The organism is Fulvivirga kasyanovii (assembly GCF_009711405.1).
In the GTDB taxonomy this organism is placed as follows: domain Bacteria; phylum Bacteroidota; class Bacteroidia; order Cytophagales; family Cyclobacteriaceae; genus Fulvivirga; species Fulvivirga kasyanovii.
Window position 1 is genome coordinate 8755 of the sequence record NZ_SMLW01000655.1, and the last position, 15125, is coordinate 23879.

Sequence of the window (15125 nt, forward strand, 5' to 3'; positions counted from 1 at the left end):
ATAAATTGGTAAGAAGGGTTGATTATCCTGGAGCTTAGATCAAGAGATCCATAGATATCTTGATATCGATTCACAACTATTGTTCTAATATAACTCATGTCAAAACCTATTGAAAGGTTTTCACGGGCTGGATAACTAGCCCGAAGAGAAAAGATAGGAGAAGGATCTGTTATCTGATTAGGTGGTAGAACGAGGCCATAAAATTCTATTTGCTCTTTCAGGTCATTATATACAGGACTTACTTTGTCAGCGTCTAAAAATACGGCCCCGGCAGAAAATTCAATATGCAGAGCCGGTTTAGGTATATATTGGGCGTAAATTTGTTGAGAGTAAACTAAAAACAAAATAATAACACCATATCTCCAACCAACACGATTAATTTCTATACTTTTTTGCATGGTTATTTTTTCCGACATGTAGAATAATTAGTCAATTGTGATATCATCAATAATAAAGTTATCTTTTCTATTTGATACCCTTAAGCTATATCTGGGAGCCCAGTAGCTACCAACAGTGTCAACATATAAGGTATTATTTCTGCCATAGATGAAATGCCCCTCTTCATAGGAGTTCACTTTGTTAATGTGGTAGTATGCAAAGTTTTCTGCCTGTGAAGCTGTCCATTCTATATAAACAATATCATCTATTTTTTCAGCCCTTATAACCTCTATTTCGTCAATTGGCGAGTGATCTATATAAATAGTCTCTTTGAATGACTTATGATGTGCGTATTGATAAAGCACATTTTTTAAACTGATGTCATTATGGTCCCTACTATAGGGATCTGAGCCGATATAAACTTCCAGTACTAATTCATGTGGTCCTTCCGGTATGTCATCGAGAGATTCCATACACTGAAAATACGGTGAGTATGAGCCCTCTCCTCCCCCTGAAAGAAATTTGCCATTCAAATATATGGTTAAGGATAAAGACTTAGGTTCGCTGTCGAGGAAAGGTTTATATAATTGCATCAGATCTATATTAGATATGCATCCTGTAATATGCGAGCCACTATCTAGCATCAATGCAGACATATCATAGTAGGCCGGTCCTTCTATATTATTATAGTATGGATCAAAATCATCTATTTCTTCACAGCAGAAAGAAAAAAGTATTGGAAAGATTAATAAATTTCGGATAAACATCATTAGATAATTAAATTCTGACGAAGTAAACAAACATTATTTATTTTTGGTAGATAAACCATGTTTTTTTAGAAAAATATTTAAACTTCAAAGTTGTCACTAACCTGACTTTGCCCGCATCATATTTCCCGTACTTTTGCATTTGATTTTTAGATAAAATGAAACCAGTTATACGGGTGATCATCCCTGCTTTTAACGAGCAGAACGGCGTTGGCAATGTGATTAATGAAATCCCCCAAGATCTTGTAGAGGAGGTAATTGTCGTCAATAATGCGTCTACGGATGAAACAGAAAAGGTGGCGAAAAATGCCGGTGCTACGGTGCTTAAGGAACCAACCAAAGGCTATGGACGAGCTTGTTTAAAGGGTATTGATTATGTAACTAATCAAGGGAATACAGACATTGTAGTTTTTCTCGATGCTGATTATTCTGACTATCCCCATGAAATGTATGAGGTTGTAAAACCCATAATTGATAACCAGGCTGATCTGGTGATTGGTTCCAGGGCTTTAGGGCACAGGGAACATGGGGCTATGACTCCGCAGCAGGTATTTGGCAACTGGTTGGCCACTTCATTATTGAGGTTGTTCTATGGGGTACGCTTCACTGACCTAGGGCCTTTCAGGGCTATCAGTTATGATAAGCTAATGGCTTTAAAGATGAAGGACAAGAATTATGGCTGGACTGTGGAGATGCAGCTTAAAGCAGCCAAACATAAGTTGAGATGTGTGGAGGTACCAGTTAATTATAGAAGAAGGATAGGCTTTTCAAAAGTTTCCGGTACGGTCAAAGGCACTATTATGGCAGGGTATAAAATCATTTGGACGATCTTTAAGTATATTTAACAGGTGGAATATATCGTTATCATACTCTATGGTTTATCACTGCTGCTGATCTTCCTTTTCAGCCTGGGACAGTTGCACCTTACCTGGCATTACCTCAAAGCAAAGAAACAAAAAGATGTGGCTGTAAAGCCTTTGCAGGTGTATCCTAAAGTGACAGTGCAGTTACCCGTGTACAACGAACGGTATGTTGTGCAGCGGCTTATCGATGCCGTATGCCGGTTTGAGTACCCTAAAGAGAAACTGGAGATCCAGGTACTTGATGATTCTACTGATGAAACAGTTGAAATTATAGCTGATAAAGTCAATTCATGGAAGGCGGAAGGGGTGAATATCAAACATATTCGCAGAGAAGAGAGAACAGGCTTTAAAGCCGGGGCACTACAGTATGGCCTGGATATGGCAGAAGGAGAGTTTATTGCCGTATTTGATGCTGACTTCCTCCCTCAACCTGATTTTCTGATTAAAACACTGCCTGTTTTTGAGAATACAACCGGTGTAGTACAAACGCGTTGGGGGCATTTAAATAAAGACTATTCCATACTCACCAGGCTGCAGGCCTTTGGACTGGATGCACATTTTTCAATTGAACAAACCGGGAGGAACCATGCCGGCAGCTTCATAAACTTTAATGGTACTGGGGGCGTATGGCGCAAGAAATGCATCTATGATGCCGGTGGCTGGTCGGCAGATACGCTAACCGAAGACCTGGATCTTAGCTATAGGGCTCAAATGAAAGGTTGGAAATTCAAATACCTGGAGGACTATACAGCACCGGCCGAGCTCCCTGTAATCATGACGGCTGTCAAATCTCAGCAGTATCGCTGGAACAAAGGGGCGGCAGAAACGGCCCGGAAAAATTTAGGGAAAGTATTCAGGTCTCCGATTAACGGGGTGGGTAAACTGCATGCTTTTTTTCATCTTTTGAATAGCTCGGTATTTATATGCCTACTGCTTGCCTCAGTTTTAAGCATTCCAATGTTATTTATTAAAGATACTTACCCCGCATTTAATTTCATCTTTAACCTCGGCAGCATCTTTTTGATCGGCTTTTTGTCTATCGGTTTTTTTTATTGGATAGCAAGCCGGCAGAGCCATCCCAAGGGAACGGGGAAGTACTACCTGACTACCTTCCCGGTTTTTCTCACCGTATCAATGGGGTTGTCACTGCATAATGGCATAGCAGTGCTTGAAGGGCTGCTGGGAATCAAAAGCCCCTTTATCAGAACACCTAAATTTAACATTAAAAGTAAAACGGATTCATGGAAAGACAATATCTATGTCAAGCGCAAAATTGACTTCCTTACTATATTAGAAGGGTTTTTGAGCCTCTATTTTATGTTTGGTATCGCCGCTGGCATTTATCTTAACGATTTGGGGTTGATCATTTTTCATGTGATGCTTACTTTGGGGTTTGCAAGTGTGTTTTATTATTCCATCAAGCCGTTGAAGCATGGTTAAGAGTAAATCAGGTCCTGCCTTATATTTGGCGTCAGTACTTTCTTTACTCTTATATATTTTTATTGCCTATGTTGTTAAAAGGCATGAATCCTTTCTGCTTCTAACTTGCTACACTTTACTCTTTACAGCATTCCTTACCATGTGGTATTATGCATACTCCTCCAAAAGGGTTCGCTGGCTGGTGGTATTGGCTATATTTCTAAGGGTAAGTTTGCTGTTGGCGTTCCCTAATCTTTCTGATGATATTTACCGTTTTGTATGGGATGGAAGGTTGATTAACAATGATATTCATCCTTTTTCGCACCTCCCTACTTATTTTATGTCGCCCGGGTCTCCCGATGTTCCGGGTATTACCTCCAGTTTATTTTATCAGTTGAACTCACCGGAATACTTTACCATTTACCCACCGGTATCACAGTTCTTTTTCTCAGTGTCAGCCTCTATATTTCCCGAGTCAGTACATGGCAGTGCTATTGTGATGAGAATATTTATAATAGTTGCAGAAATAGGAAGCATCTGGCTGATCACGCGTATTCTTTTTCACTACAAGCTTCCGTCAAGGCATGTTTTGCTATATGCACTAAACCCGTTGATCATTCTGGAGTTGACCGGGAACCTTCACTTTGAAGCTTTTATGATCTTCTTTTTACTGGTGGCTGTTTATTTTTTTCTTACCCGGAGATATATTATTTCTGCTCTGGCCCTTGCCTTCGCTATTGCGAGTAAACTACTGCCGTTAATCTTTCTGCCGTTGCTGATCAGAAGGATATGGGGAAAGCAGTTACTGGTGTATTATGTGCTTACGGCCATTTTTACCCTCATTTTGTTTTTGCCGTTGATCAATCAGGAGCTGATCAATGGCATGTCATCGAGCCTGTCGCTTTATTTTCAGCGATTTGAATTTAATGCCAGCATCTATTACCTCCTGAGGGAAGGAGGCTTTTATTTGAAGGGGTACAACACCATTCACATCCTCGGAAAGTACCTGGCAGCTTCAACCTTTATATTGATCATGGGCTACGCCCTTCTTCACAATCCAAGACGTGTGAAGCTACCGGAGGCAATGCTTTGGGTAATACTGATTTATTGCATGCTTACCACTACGCTGCATCCCTGGTATTTGGCTACGGTTGTTTTGCTAAGTGTTTTTACCCCCTTCCGGTTTCCTGTTCTATGGTCATTCCTGGCATTTGTTACCTATGTCGGATATTCTGAAACCGGTTTTCAGGAAAATTTGATTTTGACAACCATTGAGTATGTTCTGGTGTATACATGTATGTTATATGAAATTTATATTCACTATATAAGGTCAACAAACAAGAAGGTAGTAGAAGTATATGAATAGACTATATATTTTTTTAGTGTTACTAATTTCGACTCAATGTATGGGACAGAAAGATTTTGATGAGAAGCTCAACTCCATTCTGGATAAGACCGTGCCCTTTATTTATAGTAATGAACTCAATGAGCTTACCGAAAAGGAAAGCCAAATTTTGATCCTGGATACCCGGTCAAAGGAGGAATACCGGGTGAGCCATATTCCCAATGCTATTTTTGTGGATTATGATAACTTCTCCGGAGAGGCCGTACAAGGTTATGACAAGGAAGCACCGGTTGTAGTGTATTGTTCCGTGGGTTACAGAAGTGAAAAGATCGGGGAGAAATTGGAGGAGCTGGGCTTTAGTAATGTCAGAAACCTTTACGGAGGTATTTTTGACTGGAAGAATAAAGGAAATGAGGTGGTGAATGACGAAGGTATGGAAACGGATAGTGTACACACCTATAATGAAAACTGGTCGAAGTGGTTAAAGGAAGGTGTTAAAGTCTATGAATAGACTGCTGATCATTTTTGTTAAAAATCCTGAACCGGGAAAAGTGAAGACCCGGCTGGCCAAAACCATAGGCGATGAAGCGGCCCTGGCAGTTTACTTAAAACTTTTGACGAATACCCACCAAACTGTAGACGGCCTGGAATGCGACAAGGCGGTCTATTATTCCGAATATGTTGACTCTGAAGATAACTGGGAAAATAGTCGCTATCAAAAACACCTGCAGAAGGGCGACGACCTGGGACAGCGAATGTTTAATGCCATTCATGAAGCTTTTGTATCGGGCTACAACTCAGTTTGCCTGATAGGTTCAGATATTTACGGGCTGACTCAGAATATTATTACACAAGCCTTCAATAAACTGGAAATAAACGATGTAGTACTGGGGCCTGCGGAGGATGGTGGATACTACCTTATAGGAATGAACAAACCCTACTCAGGAGTTTTTCAAGTACCACAATGGAGTACATCGACGGTTCTTAGTGATACTATTAAACTTATTGAGGATCAGGGATTAACTTTTGATAAAACCCAAACATTAAAGGATATTGACCGCGCAGAAGACCTGAAAGGAACTGACCTTGTGTGATGTGCTAGCACAACTTATCAATATCCCTGATCAATATTTTTCTCCTGTCGAAGTTGATCAGGTTTTTCTCTTTTAGCTCATTTAGAATAGTGGTCACCGTCTGGCGGCTGGTGCCGGTCAGGTTTGCAATGTCCTTATGGGTGAGTTTTGTAGGGATCATAGTTTCGAAACCCACTTTCTTGCCTTTCCAGGCAGCAGCATCTTTTAAGAAGTCTATGATCCGCGTTCTGGCATCTTTGAAGACCAGGGACTCAATCCTTCTTTCAAGCTTTCTTATTCTCAGGCCAATCAGCTTATAGATTTTAAAGCTCAGCTCTTTGTTTTCGGCCATTAGTGCTTGCATCTCTTCTATACTGATAGGACAAACGGTGGTGTTATCATCCATGGCCTGAGCAAAGTCGGCCCTTTTCTCTTCTCCGGCAAGGGCCAGCTCTCCAAAAATTTCGCCCGTGCTCAATATCGATTTTACTACTTCCTTTCCTTCTTCGGTATAGTGCCCGATCTTAATCCGCCCGGCCGCTATCATGTAGATGTTCTTGGCCGGCTCATCGGGAAAATAGACAAACTGGTTCTTTTTATAATAGTTGAAGCTATGTCTTTCAGAGATGGTTTTGATCTTGTGCGGACACATCAGGTTGAATAAATCAACGTCCTCAAAGTACCATAAAGTTGAGTTACTACTCATTGCAATTAAACTTCTCGCGTTACGTCCTGGAAAAAATTTTTATACTTAAGTTAGTAAATATAATCACTTTAGTAAAGATATACCTATAGCTATGTTTCTTAGTGACATCATCATTTACCCTATAAAATCCTTCCCGGGTGTACGTATAAACGAAATTAAAGTTGAGCAACGAGGTTTGGAGCACGACCGCAGGTGGATGCTTGTTGATGAAAACGATAAATTTATCACCATTCGTCAACGCCATGAGCTGCTGCTTTTTGATTTGCATATTGAAGGTAATGGCTTCGTGGTAAAGCACCGGGAGAGCGGGGATACACTTTCGCTTCCATGGAAAATTACCGAAGGCAGAGAAGTACAGGTAACCATCTGGGAGGATAGTGCCATGGCCCTCGAAGGAAGAAGTGAATGGAGTGACTGGCTTGCAGAAAAACTGGACCTGGACTGCCGGCTGGTATACATGCCTGATACATCCCGTAGACCTATTAAAAAGGACTGGGCCAAAGATGATGAAATTGTAAGTTTTGCCGATGGCTATCCGCTCCTTGTGGCAGGCTCGGCCTCACTGGCAGATTTGAATGGAAAGCTGGAACAGAAAATCACCATCGACAGGTTCAGGCCTAATCTCGTTTTTGAAGGAGGGAATCCATACGAAGAGTTTACCTGGGGGCAGTTCAAGATCGGGGAAAATAAATTTCAAGGGTTAAAACCCTGTATCCGGTGCATAGTGACTACCCTTGACCCGGTAACGGCTGAAAAGGGACGGGAGCCTTTATTGACTTTATCAAAACAGAAGGTTGATAATAAAATAGTTTTTGGGCAGCATGCCTATGCCACTGATTATGGTGTGATAAAGATTGATGACGAAATAGAGGTACTTAATTATAAAGATTCGCCTTACGATCCGATTTAAATAGTGTCTGATGGTTAACTTTGCCGCAAATTAACAGCATGTCATTTTTATACGTTAAAGCCCTCCATATCATATTTGTTACCACCTGGTTCGCCGGGTTATTTTATATAGTCAGGTTATTTATTTACCAGACGGAGGCTTCCGAAAGGCCTGACCCTGAGCGGTCTATTTTGGTAAAGGAGTATAAAAGGAACACCAAAAGGTTATGGTTTGCCATCACGTGGCCTTCGGCTGTGCTTACATTGATCTTTGGTACGTGGGTTTTGATGCATGTACCCGCCTACCTGAAAGAAGGGTTCATGCACATCAAGCTGACCTTTGTGTTTGTGCTTTATGTCTATCATTTTATTTGTCACCGCATATACAAACAGCTCCAAAATGATGTTTATAAATACTCTTCGCAGCAGTTGAGGATATGGAATGAAGTAGCGACTATTTTGCTGGTAGGCATCGTGTTTATTATTGTTTTAAAAAACGCCATGAGTATGGTCTGGGGGCTGGCAGGGCTTGTCGGCTTTACCGTTATACTCATGCTGGCTATAAAAATTTATAAAAACATAAGAGAAGGAAATGGAAAACAGAAGTAGTTATATCCTGGTTGTTCTTTTGGCCATAGTATTTGCTTCCTGCAACGGGCAAAAAGAAAAGAAGAAATTACCCATTATGGGCAGAACAGAGATTGACGGAACGGACACGGTACATCATACCATTGCTGATTTTAAATTTGTGGATCAGGATAGTAATTGGGTTTCCACGGAGACTTTCAAAGACAAAATCTATGTGGCCGATTTCTTTTTTACTTCATGCCCTACCATTTGCCCTGTGATGAAAGCCCAAATGCTAAGGGTTTATGATTCCATTCAAAACAAGCCTGATGTACTGATACTATCACACACCATAGACCCCAAGCATGATACTGTGGCAGTACTTAAAGAATTTGCAGATCGACTGGGTGTAGAGAGCAGCAAATGGCACTTTGTAACGGGTGAAAAAGATGATATTTACAAAATAGGACAAACCAGTTATATGGTTAGTGCATCGGAGGACCCGGCTGAACCGGGAGGTTACATCCACAGTGGTGCTTTTATATTGGTGGACAAGGAAAGAAGGGTTCGAGGGCTGTATGACGGCACAAAACCTGACCAGGTTGACCGACTTATTAATGATATTGATGTTTTACTTCAGGAATATGAAAAATAACATGATTAGAGGCTTAGCATTACTATTAACAATATTTATAATTTCCTGTAGTGGAAAAGGTGGCGAGAATAAAGAAATGAGCCACTCGGAGAATGTAAAACTGGAGCAATACATGGTTACAGGAAGCAAACTCTATACGATCCACTGCAGTAGCTGCCATCAGTCGGAAGGGCAGGGGCTGGCCAAGCTTTTTCCTCCGCTCAGCGGATCAGACTATCTGGACAACAACCTGGAAGCAGTACCATGCATCATCAAAAATGGCCTTAGTGGGGAGATTACCGTGAATGGCGTGGTTTATAACCAGCCCATGCCGGCAATACCCCAACTCACTAATCTCGAAATCGCTGAGATTACCACATATATTTACAATAGCTGGGGAAGAAACCACGGCATAGTGGAGGTAAAGGACGTGGAGAAAATGCTTGAAAACTGCAAAAAATAGTTGCTACATATATTTTAAAGGGATGGTGATGGCCTCATCACTGTCCATTTTAATTTTGGTGTCGTTGTAAGAAGGAGGCCCAAATGCCCCCATGGACTTTTTGGAAAAACCAAAGCCCTCTGTTGGTATCCCGAAAAAATTCTTGTCCAACTCTCCGTTTTTATTCTCATCATAAATGATGGACACTGAATAATGCCCTTGAGGTAAATCCGTGAATTTTATGTTTTCTGAGTTCTGGCTAACAGCAACCGTCTGGCTTTTAAAAGGCTTCTCTAAGAAATCTTCCTTCGAGTTGAATATCGCTATGATCAATTGCCCTTTGGGTTCTTTGATATTTTCAACAGTAACATTCAGCTCATAGGTGCCCTGTTGAGCATGGCCGAATATTAACAGTAACGAAAGGAATATGGTCATTTCAATTTCAGGTATGGTTAAAGTAAACTCAATTTAAAAGGTAAACCGGTATAAATTGATAACACAAGTGTACAAGTAATGTTGCATTTGTCAAACTAAACCTGTTATTGAGATTGAACAAGGTGGAGTTTATCGAATAAACGGGCATACTGCCATCATAGAGAGGTTATTTTACGTATATGCTATATCAGCAACTACCTAAACGCTCTATGTATCTCAAACCCCTGATACGGCTTTCCATTTTTTTATTTACCCTATTTCTATTCTCATTTTCCTATAAACAGCGCCAGAGCAGTGACTTAAAACAAAGTATGGATCGTGGCAAGGAACTGTACATGTCATATTGCCTTACCTGTCATATGCAAAACGGAGAGGGGATACCTGGTACTTTCCCTCCACTGGCTAATGCTGATTATCTTATGGAGGATGCTGAACGTTCCATAAGCCAGATCATTAACGGGGCATCAGGCGAAATGAAGGTGAATGGTGTAGTTTATAACAACGTGATGCCCGGGTTCGATATGACCGACCGGGAGATAGCGGATGTGCTTAATTATATCAGGAACAGTTGGGGCAATCAGGGTGAGGTAATAGCTGAAGAGCAGATACATGAAGTTAGGAATAAATAAAATAACTGATCAGGACGACAAATAAATATATAACCTAAAAGCAACAGCACATGGAAACTAAACGATTACTATTGATTTTGACCCTTCTTTTGGGCTTCAATTTTGCCGATGCCCAGACAGACAAGGAGCAAGTGGAGGCGGCCATACTCGATTATGTGGAAGGGATTTATGAGGTTCAACCTGAAAGGATTAAAAGAAGCGTACACCCTGAGTTGGTGAAAAAAGGTTTTTGGAGGCCCAAAGACCAGTCAGCATATAAGGATGAGTCCGTCATGACATTTGATGAGCTGGTCGATCTGGCAGGTAAGTGGAACGCCAAAGGGTGGTTGCCTAAAGACGCACCCAAAGTAGTTGAAGTTTATGACGTTCAGGATAAAACGGCAGTGGGCAAGCTTACTGCTCACTGGGGTACGGATTATTTTCATCTTGCCAAATATGGTGACCGGTGGATGATCACCAATGTACTGTGGCAGAGTCCTGCACCAATAGAAAAAACCGCTAAAAACTAATTCCCATGGCACAATTCAGTTTAAATATTAATGCACAAACCTATAATATCGATGTTAGCCCCGATACGCCTTTGCTATGGGTGCTGAGGGATACCCTGGGTCTGAAAGGAACAAAGTTTGGGTGCGGCAAGGCACTTTGTGGAGCCTGCACGGTACACCTCGATGGCAACGCGATCCGGTCGTGCAGCTTTCCGGTGTCTGCCGTTAAAGGCAAAGTTGTGACCATAGAAGGGTTATCCGAAAAAGGTGACCACCCGCTTCAACTGGCCTGGCAGGAGGTCGATGTGCCGCAATGTGGCTACTGCCAGACAGGGCAGATCATGTCAGCGGCGGCACTATTGCAGAGGAATCCGAGCCCTACCGATAAGGATATTGATATGGCTATGTCTGGGAATATTTGCAGGTGCGGCACATATCTTCGTATAAGAAAAGCGATCCATACAGCCGCGAAAGGAGGGGCAGATGAGTGAAGTAATGAAAATTAAACGCCGTGATTTCATTAAGATCAGCGGCATTACCGGCACCGGCCTTATCCTGGGCTTTGGTTTGTCAGCGGGAGCCAGGGACAAGGCACTAACGCATTTTGAACCCAATGCATTTTTGAAAATAGGGTCTGACAACAGCATTATCATATTTGCCAAAAATCCTGAAATAGGTCAGGGAGTTAAAACGTCCCTTCCTATGATCATAGCAGAGGAACTGGAGGTTGACTGGAACAACATAGAGGTAATACAGGCAGGTCTTGATAGCAGGCTTGGTGCGCAATTTGCCGGAGGCAGTACGGCCATCAAGACCAACTGGCAAACTTTGAGAACTGCCGGAGCGGCAGGCAAATCTATGCTCATCGCCACTGCGGCCGGAAAGTGGCAAATTTCCGAAAGCGAGTGCTATGCCGAGCGTGGAGTAGTAAAGAACCGGCGAAATAAAAAGCAATTTACCTATGGAGAGCTGGCCGGTGATGCCTCAAAGCTTAAAGTTCCGGAAGCACCGTCCTTCAAAGACCCGAAGGATTTTAAAATTATCGGCACCTCCAAAAAAGGAGTTGATAATCAGCAAATAGTGACAGGGACTGCTGAGTTTGGTATTGATGCCCGCAAAGAAGGCATGCTGGTGGCAACGGTATTGAAATGCCCTGTTTACGGAGGTAAGGTAGCGAGCTTTGATGACTCGGAAACCAAAAAGATTGATGGTGTAAGGCACGTGATCAAAATAGATGCCCTGGGGTCTGTTGAGCGGGTAGCAGGTGTGGCGGTGGTCGCAGACAATACGTGGGCGGCTATGAAAGGCAAAAAAGCACTCAAGGTAACTTGGGATTATGGAGAAGGAGCATCAGAAAGCAGTGCCGGCATACTGGAGAAATTTGACACATATCTTGCCAAAAACGGGGAGATAGGTCTGCGGGATGATGGCGATATAGATGCAGCTTTTAACAAAAATGAAAAAGCGATTGAAGCCATCTACGAGGTGCCATTCCTCTCTCATGTGCCCATGGAGCCGATGAACTACTGTGCCGATGTAAAGGAAAATGAGTGCGAGGTATGGGGACCAACGCAGGTTCCCGGTTACGTACAGCGATTGGCTTCCGGAATTACCGGCATTCCCCGTGAAAACATTAAAGTAAATATGACGAGGGTAGGCGGGGGCTTTGGCCGAAGACTAATGGCAGATTATGCGGCAGATGCGATCACTATCTCCCATCAGATAAAGCAGCCCGTACAGGTGGTTTGGAGCAGGGAAGATGATATACAGTATGACTATTACAGGCCTGCAGGCAGGTACAAACTTAAAGCTGCACTGGACAATGCAAATAAACTTACCGCCTGGTATCTCAATGCGTCAACAACATCGAGAAACTTGTTCCGGGGTTCTCAGGAGTCACCACATACCACTGAAGTTTTTCCTGATGGATTCCCGGCCGGGTTTGTGCCTAATTTCCGGATGGAGTACACGCCTGTGAAAACCGTGGTGCCAAGTGGTGCCTGGAGAGCACCGGGCCATAACGCGACTGCCTTTATCGACCAGAGTTTTATTGATGAAATGGCGCATCTGGCAAAGAAAGATCCCGTCGATTTCAGGCTGGAAATTTTAGGTAACGAAGATAAAGAAATGCCCTATGCAGACCATGGAGGGCCAACGTACAGCACCAAAAGACTTAAAAATGTTATTAAAATAGCGGCAGAGAAATCCAACTGGCACAAAAAAGAGGCTGGCGTCTATAAAGGGTTTGCCGCGCATTTTATGTTTGGTGCTTATGTGGCAGAAGTTGTAACTTTATCACTGGACGCCAATAAGGAACCACATATTGAGAACGTATTGGCCGTGGTGGATTGTGGTATCGTGGTGAACCGGAGTGGTGCCATGTCGCAGATAGAAGGAGGTATAGTGGATGGCCTTGGAGCCGCTATGTTTGGAGAGGTTACCATAGCAGATGGCATGGCTCAACAGGACAACTTCGATACCTATAAAATGATCAGAATGAAGGATGCACCTAAAATAGAGGTACACCTTGTAGAAAGTAAGGAGTCTCCCGAAGGCCTGGGAGAAATGAGCCTGCCCATGATCAGTGCGGCTTATGCCAATGCAATTTTTGCGGCCACAGGTAAACGAATCCGTAAGTTACCTGTTCAATTATCTGAAGTCAGTTCGTAAATGAAGGAAATAAAAAATATAATAGCCGAGTATCATAAGATAGATTTTGATAAGAAAAAAGCGGCTTTGGCCACTGTGGTAAAGGTCAGAGGCTCGTCTTATCGTAGTCCGGGAGCCCGTATGCTGATTACCAATGACGGCCGGTGGATCGGTTCGATCAGTGGCGGATGCCTCGAAGGGGATGCATTGAGAAGGGCCAGGGAGGTAATGCAAACCGGCGAACCTCAGGTGATCACTTATGATACTACGGCCGAAGGAGATTCCCTGGGCATAGGTCTCGGCTGCAATGGCATTATCGATGTGCTGATCCAGGCTATAGGAGAAGATGATGCAGATAACCCTATTAAAAGACTTGAAAGCTTGGTGAACTACGATAATCTGTCCGTAATAGCGACAGTTTTCAGAACGAATGGAACGCCAGGGGTTGCTGAACAGCTATGGATCGATAACAATAAAAATGTTCATGGTGATATCCGCGACAAGGCCTTGAGAACACAAATGAGTCAGGACCTGCTATGGGTACAGGAAAACAGAAAGCCGGAAATAAAAACATATGCCAACGGACAGTTGGAGGTGTTTTTTGAAATTGTTGAACCTTGTATAGACCTGTTGATCTTTGGGGCAGGGTTTGACGCTCGTCCCGTGGTTGACCTTGCCAAGGTTATGGGGTGGGATGTAACGGTTACCGACGAATGCATAGCCCATATTGCCCCGGCCCGGTTTCCGTTGGCTGACCAGGTAAAGCTTTGCAAACGTGAGCACGTGAGCGAGGAAATTAAAATAAAACCCTATTCGGCTGCGGTACTGATGTCTCATAACTATGAATATGACCTGCAAGTGCTAAAGAGGCTTCTTCCCACACCGGTAAACTATATTGGTATACTGGGCCCTAAAAAGCGCGTAGATAAAATGTATGAATCTCTTGAAGCAGAGGGCTTTGAATTAACGGCAGAAGATAAACACCGGATCCATAGCCCAATAGGTTTGGATATCGGAGCTGAGACCCCGGAGGAGATAGCGCTGTCTATTATTACCGAAATCCAGGCCAAGTTTACCAACAGGAGTGGAGGCTTTCTGAAATACCGAAATGCCCCGATCCATCACCGTGATGGCAAGGAAGACCAGGTATTTAAGCAGGTTTTTATCAATCAGGTCATCGAGAAGAAGAGCTCAATATAGCCCAATTTGGGGGAGTTGATAAAGTGATTTATTTACTAACTTCAAGTGTGAGTAAAATTGGAGTTATTATTCTTGCAGCAGGTTCATCCTCCAGGCTGGGCCGCCCAAAGCAGCTTTTGAGGTTCAATGGCGAGTCTTTGCTTCAAAAAAGTGTGAAGGCGGCACTGGATGTTTCTGATATTACACTTACCGTGCTTGGAGCCCACTACCAGGAAATAGGTGAAGAGATCAAATATCTCAAGACCAAAAGCCTCTTTAACCTCGACTGGAACAAAGGTATGGGCAATTCGATCAAATTTGGCCTGCATGAAATTCATAAAGAGCATCCCGATCTGAATGCCGTTATTATCATGGTCTGCGACCAACCCTTTGTATCAGGAGAGCTTTTGAATACAATGATAGATGCCTACCACAGAGGAAACGCCCTGGTGGCTTCATCCTATGGAAGCACGGTGGGTGTGCCGGCTTTGTTTGACAGGCAATACTTTAAGCAAATATTGAAAATCGATGACAAAAAGGGGGCAAAAGCAATTCTCAATCATGGAGATGCCTATTTGATCCCCTTCCCACAAGGCAGTCAGGACATTGACACGCCGAAAGACTGGGAGAATTTTAAAGCCATGTGATAGTGGAGGATGATTG

Annotated in this window: 19 protein-coding genes; 15 read left to right on the forward strand and 4 right to left on the reverse strand. The window is 42.9% G+C overall.

Features of this window, described 5'->3' with window-relative positions:
* Both E1163_RS30735 and E1163_RS24690 read right to left on the reverse strand, forming a co-directional pair.
* The coding region (locus E1163_RS30735; RefSeq protein WP_185156203.1) for a hypothetical protein at positions 1–416 on the reverse strand (416 nt) is incomplete at its 3' end.
* A 9-nt stretch (positions 417–425) separates the two neighbouring features.
* Positions 426–1148, reverse strand: coding sequence for a hypothetical protein (locus tag E1163_RS24690; RefSeq protein ID WP_155175413.1), 723 nt, complete (start codon positions 1146–1148; stop codon positions 426–428).
* Between the two features lie 155 nt (positions 1149–1303).
* Here E1163_RS24690 and E1163_RS24695 point away from each other — a divergent pair, with 155 nt between their 5' ends.
* From E1163_RS24695 to E1163_RS24715, 5 genes are read left to right on the forward strand one after another with little or no spacing between them, the layout of a single operon-like run.
* Complete coding sequence (locus E1163_RS24695) at positions 1304–1990, forward strand: glycosyltransferase family 2 protein (protein WP_155175415.1); 687 nt, start codon at positions 1304–1306, stop codon at positions 1988–1990.
* A gap of 3 nt (positions 1991–1993) precedes the next feature.
* The gene (locus tag E1163_RS24700) at positions 1994–3448 is read left to right on the forward strand and encodes a cellulose synthase family protein (protein ID WP_343033959.1); all 1455 of its coding nucleotides are present in this window, start codon (positions 1994–1996) and stop codon (positions 3446–3448) included.
* Positions 3441–4793, forward strand: coding sequence for an MptA/MptB family glycosyltransferase (locus tag E1163_RS24705; protein ID WP_155175417.1), 1353 nt, complete (start codon positions 3441–3443; stop codon positions 4791–4793). Before E1163_RS24700 ends, E1163_RS24705 begins: the two co-directional genes overlap by 8 nt.
* 40 nt (positions 4794–4833) lie before the next feature.
* Positions 4834–5283 carry a rhodanese-like domain-containing protein gene (locus E1163_RS24710; protein ID WP_246223877.1) on the forward strand — a complete coding sequence of 150 codons (450 nt, stop codon included), beginning with the start codon at positions 4834–4836 and terminating at the stop codon, positions 5281–5283.
* Entirely contained in the window at positions 5276–5866 is a 591-nt protein-coding gene (locus E1163_RS24715) for a TIGR04282 family arsenosugar biosynthesis glycosyltransferase (RefSeq protein WP_155175420.1), read from the forward strand. The genes E1163_RS24710 and E1163_RS24715 overlap by 8 nt, the downstream gene beginning before the upstream one ends.
* A 4-nt stretch (positions 5867–5870) precedes the next feature.
* Here E1163_RS24715 and E1163_RS24720 read toward each other — a convergent pair whose 3' ends face one another.
* Positions 5871–6551 (reverse strand): Crp/Fnr family transcriptional regulator, encoded by a 681-nt coding sequence (locus tag E1163_RS24720; protein ID WP_155175422.1) that lies wholly within the window; start codon positions 6549–6551, stop codon positions 5871–5873.
* 91 nt (positions 6552–6642) lie between these two features.
* Here E1163_RS24720 and E1163_RS24725 point away from each other — a divergent pair, with 91 nt between their 5' ends.
* From E1163_RS24725 to E1163_RS24740, 4 genes are read left to right on the forward strand one after another with little or no spacing between them, the layout of a single operon-like run.
* Entirely contained in the window at positions 6643–7461 is an 819-nt protein-coding gene (locus E1163_RS24725) for an MOSC domain-containing protein (RefSeq protein ID WP_155175424.1), read from the forward strand.
* A 38-nt stretch (positions 7462–7499) separates the two neighbouring features.
* Positions 7500–8048 carry a CopD family protein gene (locus E1163_RS24730; protein WP_155175426.1) on the forward strand — a complete coding sequence of 183 codons (549 nt, stop codon included), beginning with the start codon at positions 7500–7502 and terminating at the stop codon, positions 8046–8048.
* A complete protein-coding gene (locus E1163_RS24735; protein WP_155175427.1) occupies positions 8032–8661 on the forward strand; it encodes an SCO family protein in 630 nt (209 codons plus the stop codon). Before E1163_RS24730 ends, E1163_RS24735 begins: the two co-directional genes overlap by 17 nt.
* Positions 8651–9103, forward strand: coding sequence for a c-type cytochrome (locus tag E1163_RS24740; RefSeq protein ID WP_155175428.1), 453 nt, complete (start codon positions 8651–8653; stop codon positions 9101–9103). The genes E1163_RS24735 and E1163_RS24740 overlap by 11 nt, the downstream gene beginning before the upstream one ends.
* Before the next feature lie 3 nt (positions 9104–9106).
* Here the strand turns inward: E1163_RS24740 and E1163_RS24745 are convergent, their stop codons facing one another.
* A complete protein-coding gene (locus E1163_RS24745; RefSeq protein ID WP_155175430.1) occupies positions 9107–9517 on the reverse strand; it encodes a DUF2141 domain-containing protein in 411 nt (136 codons plus the stop codon).
* Positions 9518–9828: 311 nt separating this feature from the next.
* Here E1163_RS24745 and E1163_RS24750 point away from each other — a divergent pair, with 311 nt between their 5' ends.
* The 6 genes from E1163_RS24750 to E1163_RS24775 are packed head-to-tail and all read left to right on the forward strand — an operon-like array spanning position 9829 to position 15109.
* The gene (locus tag E1163_RS24750) at positions 9829–10146 is read left to right on the forward strand and encodes a c-type cytochrome (protein ID WP_246223879.1); all 318 of its coding nucleotides are present in this window, start codon (positions 9829–9831) and stop codon (positions 10144–10146) included.
* 50 nt (positions 10147–10196) lie between these two features.
* Positions 10197–10655: a nuclear transport factor 2 family protein gene (locus E1163_RS24755; protein WP_155175434.1), complete on the forward strand. Its 459-nt coding sequence runs from the start codon at positions 10197–10199 to the stop codon at positions 10653–10655.
* 5 nt (positions 10656–10660) lie between these two features.
* The gene (locus E1163_RS24760; protein WP_155175436.1) at positions 10661–11125 is read left to right on the forward strand and encodes a (2Fe-2S)-binding protein; all 465 of its coding nucleotides are present in this window, start codon (positions 10661–10663) and stop codon (positions 11123–11125) included.
* Between the two features lie 4 nt (positions 11126–11129).
* Complete coding sequence (locus tag E1163_RS24765) at positions 11130–13304, forward strand: xanthine dehydrogenase family protein molybdopterin-binding subunit (RefSeq protein WP_185156204.1); 2175 nt, start codon at positions 11130–11132, stop codon at positions 13302–13304.
* Positions 13305–14483, forward strand: coding sequence for an XdhC family protein (locus E1163_RS24770; RefSeq protein WP_155175439.1), 1179 nt, complete (start codon positions 13305–13307; stop codon positions 14481–14483). It begins immediately after the preceding gene.
* A 47-nt stretch (positions 14484–14530) separates the two neighbouring features.
* Entirely contained in the window at positions 14531–15109 is a 579-nt protein-coding gene (locus E1163_RS24775) for an NTP transferase domain-containing protein (RefSeq protein WP_155175441.1), read from the forward strand.
* The last annotated feature ends 16 nt before the right edge of the window (positions 15110–15125 follow it).

What these genes read in the sequence shown, in the direction of transcription:
- E1163_RS24725 (WP_155175424.1), top strand. Translation starts at nt 6,643, where the DNA reads ATGTTTCTTAGTGACATCATCATTTACCCTATAAAATCCTTCCCGGGT.
- E1163_RS24765 (WP_185156204.1), top strand. Translation starts at nt 11,130, where the DNA reads ATGAAAATTAAACGCCGTGATTTCATTAAGATCAGCGGCATTACCGGC.
- E1163_RS24770 (WP_155175439.1), top strand. Translation starts at nt 13,305, where the DNA reads ATGAAGGAAATAAAAAATATAATAGCCGAGTATCATAAGATAGATTTT.
- E1163_RS24715 (WP_155175420.1), top strand. Translation starts at nt 5,276, where the DNA reads ATGAATAGACTGCTGATCATTTTTGTTAAAAATCCTGAACCGGGAAAA.
- E1163_RS24695 (WP_155175415.1), top strand. Translation starts at nt 1,304, where the DNA reads ATGAAACCAGTTATACGGGTGATCATCCCTGCTTTTAACGAGCAGAAC.
- E1163_RS24705 (WP_155175417.1), top strand. Translation starts at nt 3,441, where the DNA reads ATGGTTAAGAGTAAATCAGGTCCTGCCTTATATTTGGCGTCAGTACTT.
- E1163_RS24755 (WP_155175434.1), top strand. Translation starts at nt 10,197, where the DNA reads ATGGAAACTAAACGATTACTATTGATTTTGACCCTTCTTTTGGGCTTC.
- E1163_RS24690 (WP_155175413.1), bottom strand. Translation starts at nt 1,148, where the DNA reads ATGATGTTTATCCGAAATTTATTAATCTTTCCAATACTTTTTTCTTTC.
- E1163_RS24745 (WP_155175430.1), bottom strand. Translation starts at nt 9,517, where the DNA reads ATGACCATATTCCTTTCGTTACTGTTAATATTCGGCCATGCTCAACAG.
- E1163_RS24720 (WP_155175422.1), bottom strand. Translation starts at nt 6,551, where the DNA reads ATGAGTAGTAACTCAACTTTATGGTACTTTGAGGACGTTGATTTATTC.
- E1163_RS24740 (WP_155175428.1), top strand. Translation starts at nt 8,651, where the DNA reads ATGAAAAATAACATGATTAGAGGCTTAGCATTACTATTAACAATATTT.
- E1163_RS24750 (WP_246223879.1), top strand. Translation starts at nt 9,829, where the DNA reads ATGGATCGTGGCAAGGAACTGTACATGTCATATTGCCTTACCTGTCAT.
- E1163_RS24735 (WP_155175427.1), top strand. Translation starts at nt 8,032, where the DNA reads ATGGAAAACAGAAGTAGTTATATCCTGGTTGTTCTTTTGGCCATAGTA.
- E1163_RS24760 (WP_155175436.1), top strand. Translation starts at nt 10,661, where the DNA reads ATGGCACAATTCAGTTTAAATATTAATGCACAAACCTATAATATCGAT.
- E1163_RS24730 (WP_155175426.1), top strand. Translation starts at nt 7,500, where the DNA reads ATGTCATTTTTATACGTTAAAGCCCTCCATATCATATTTGTTACCACC.
- E1163_RS24710 (WP_246223877.1), top strand. Translation starts at nt 4,834, where the DNA reads ATGGGACAGAAAGATTTTGATGAGAAGCTCAACTCCATTCTGGATAAG.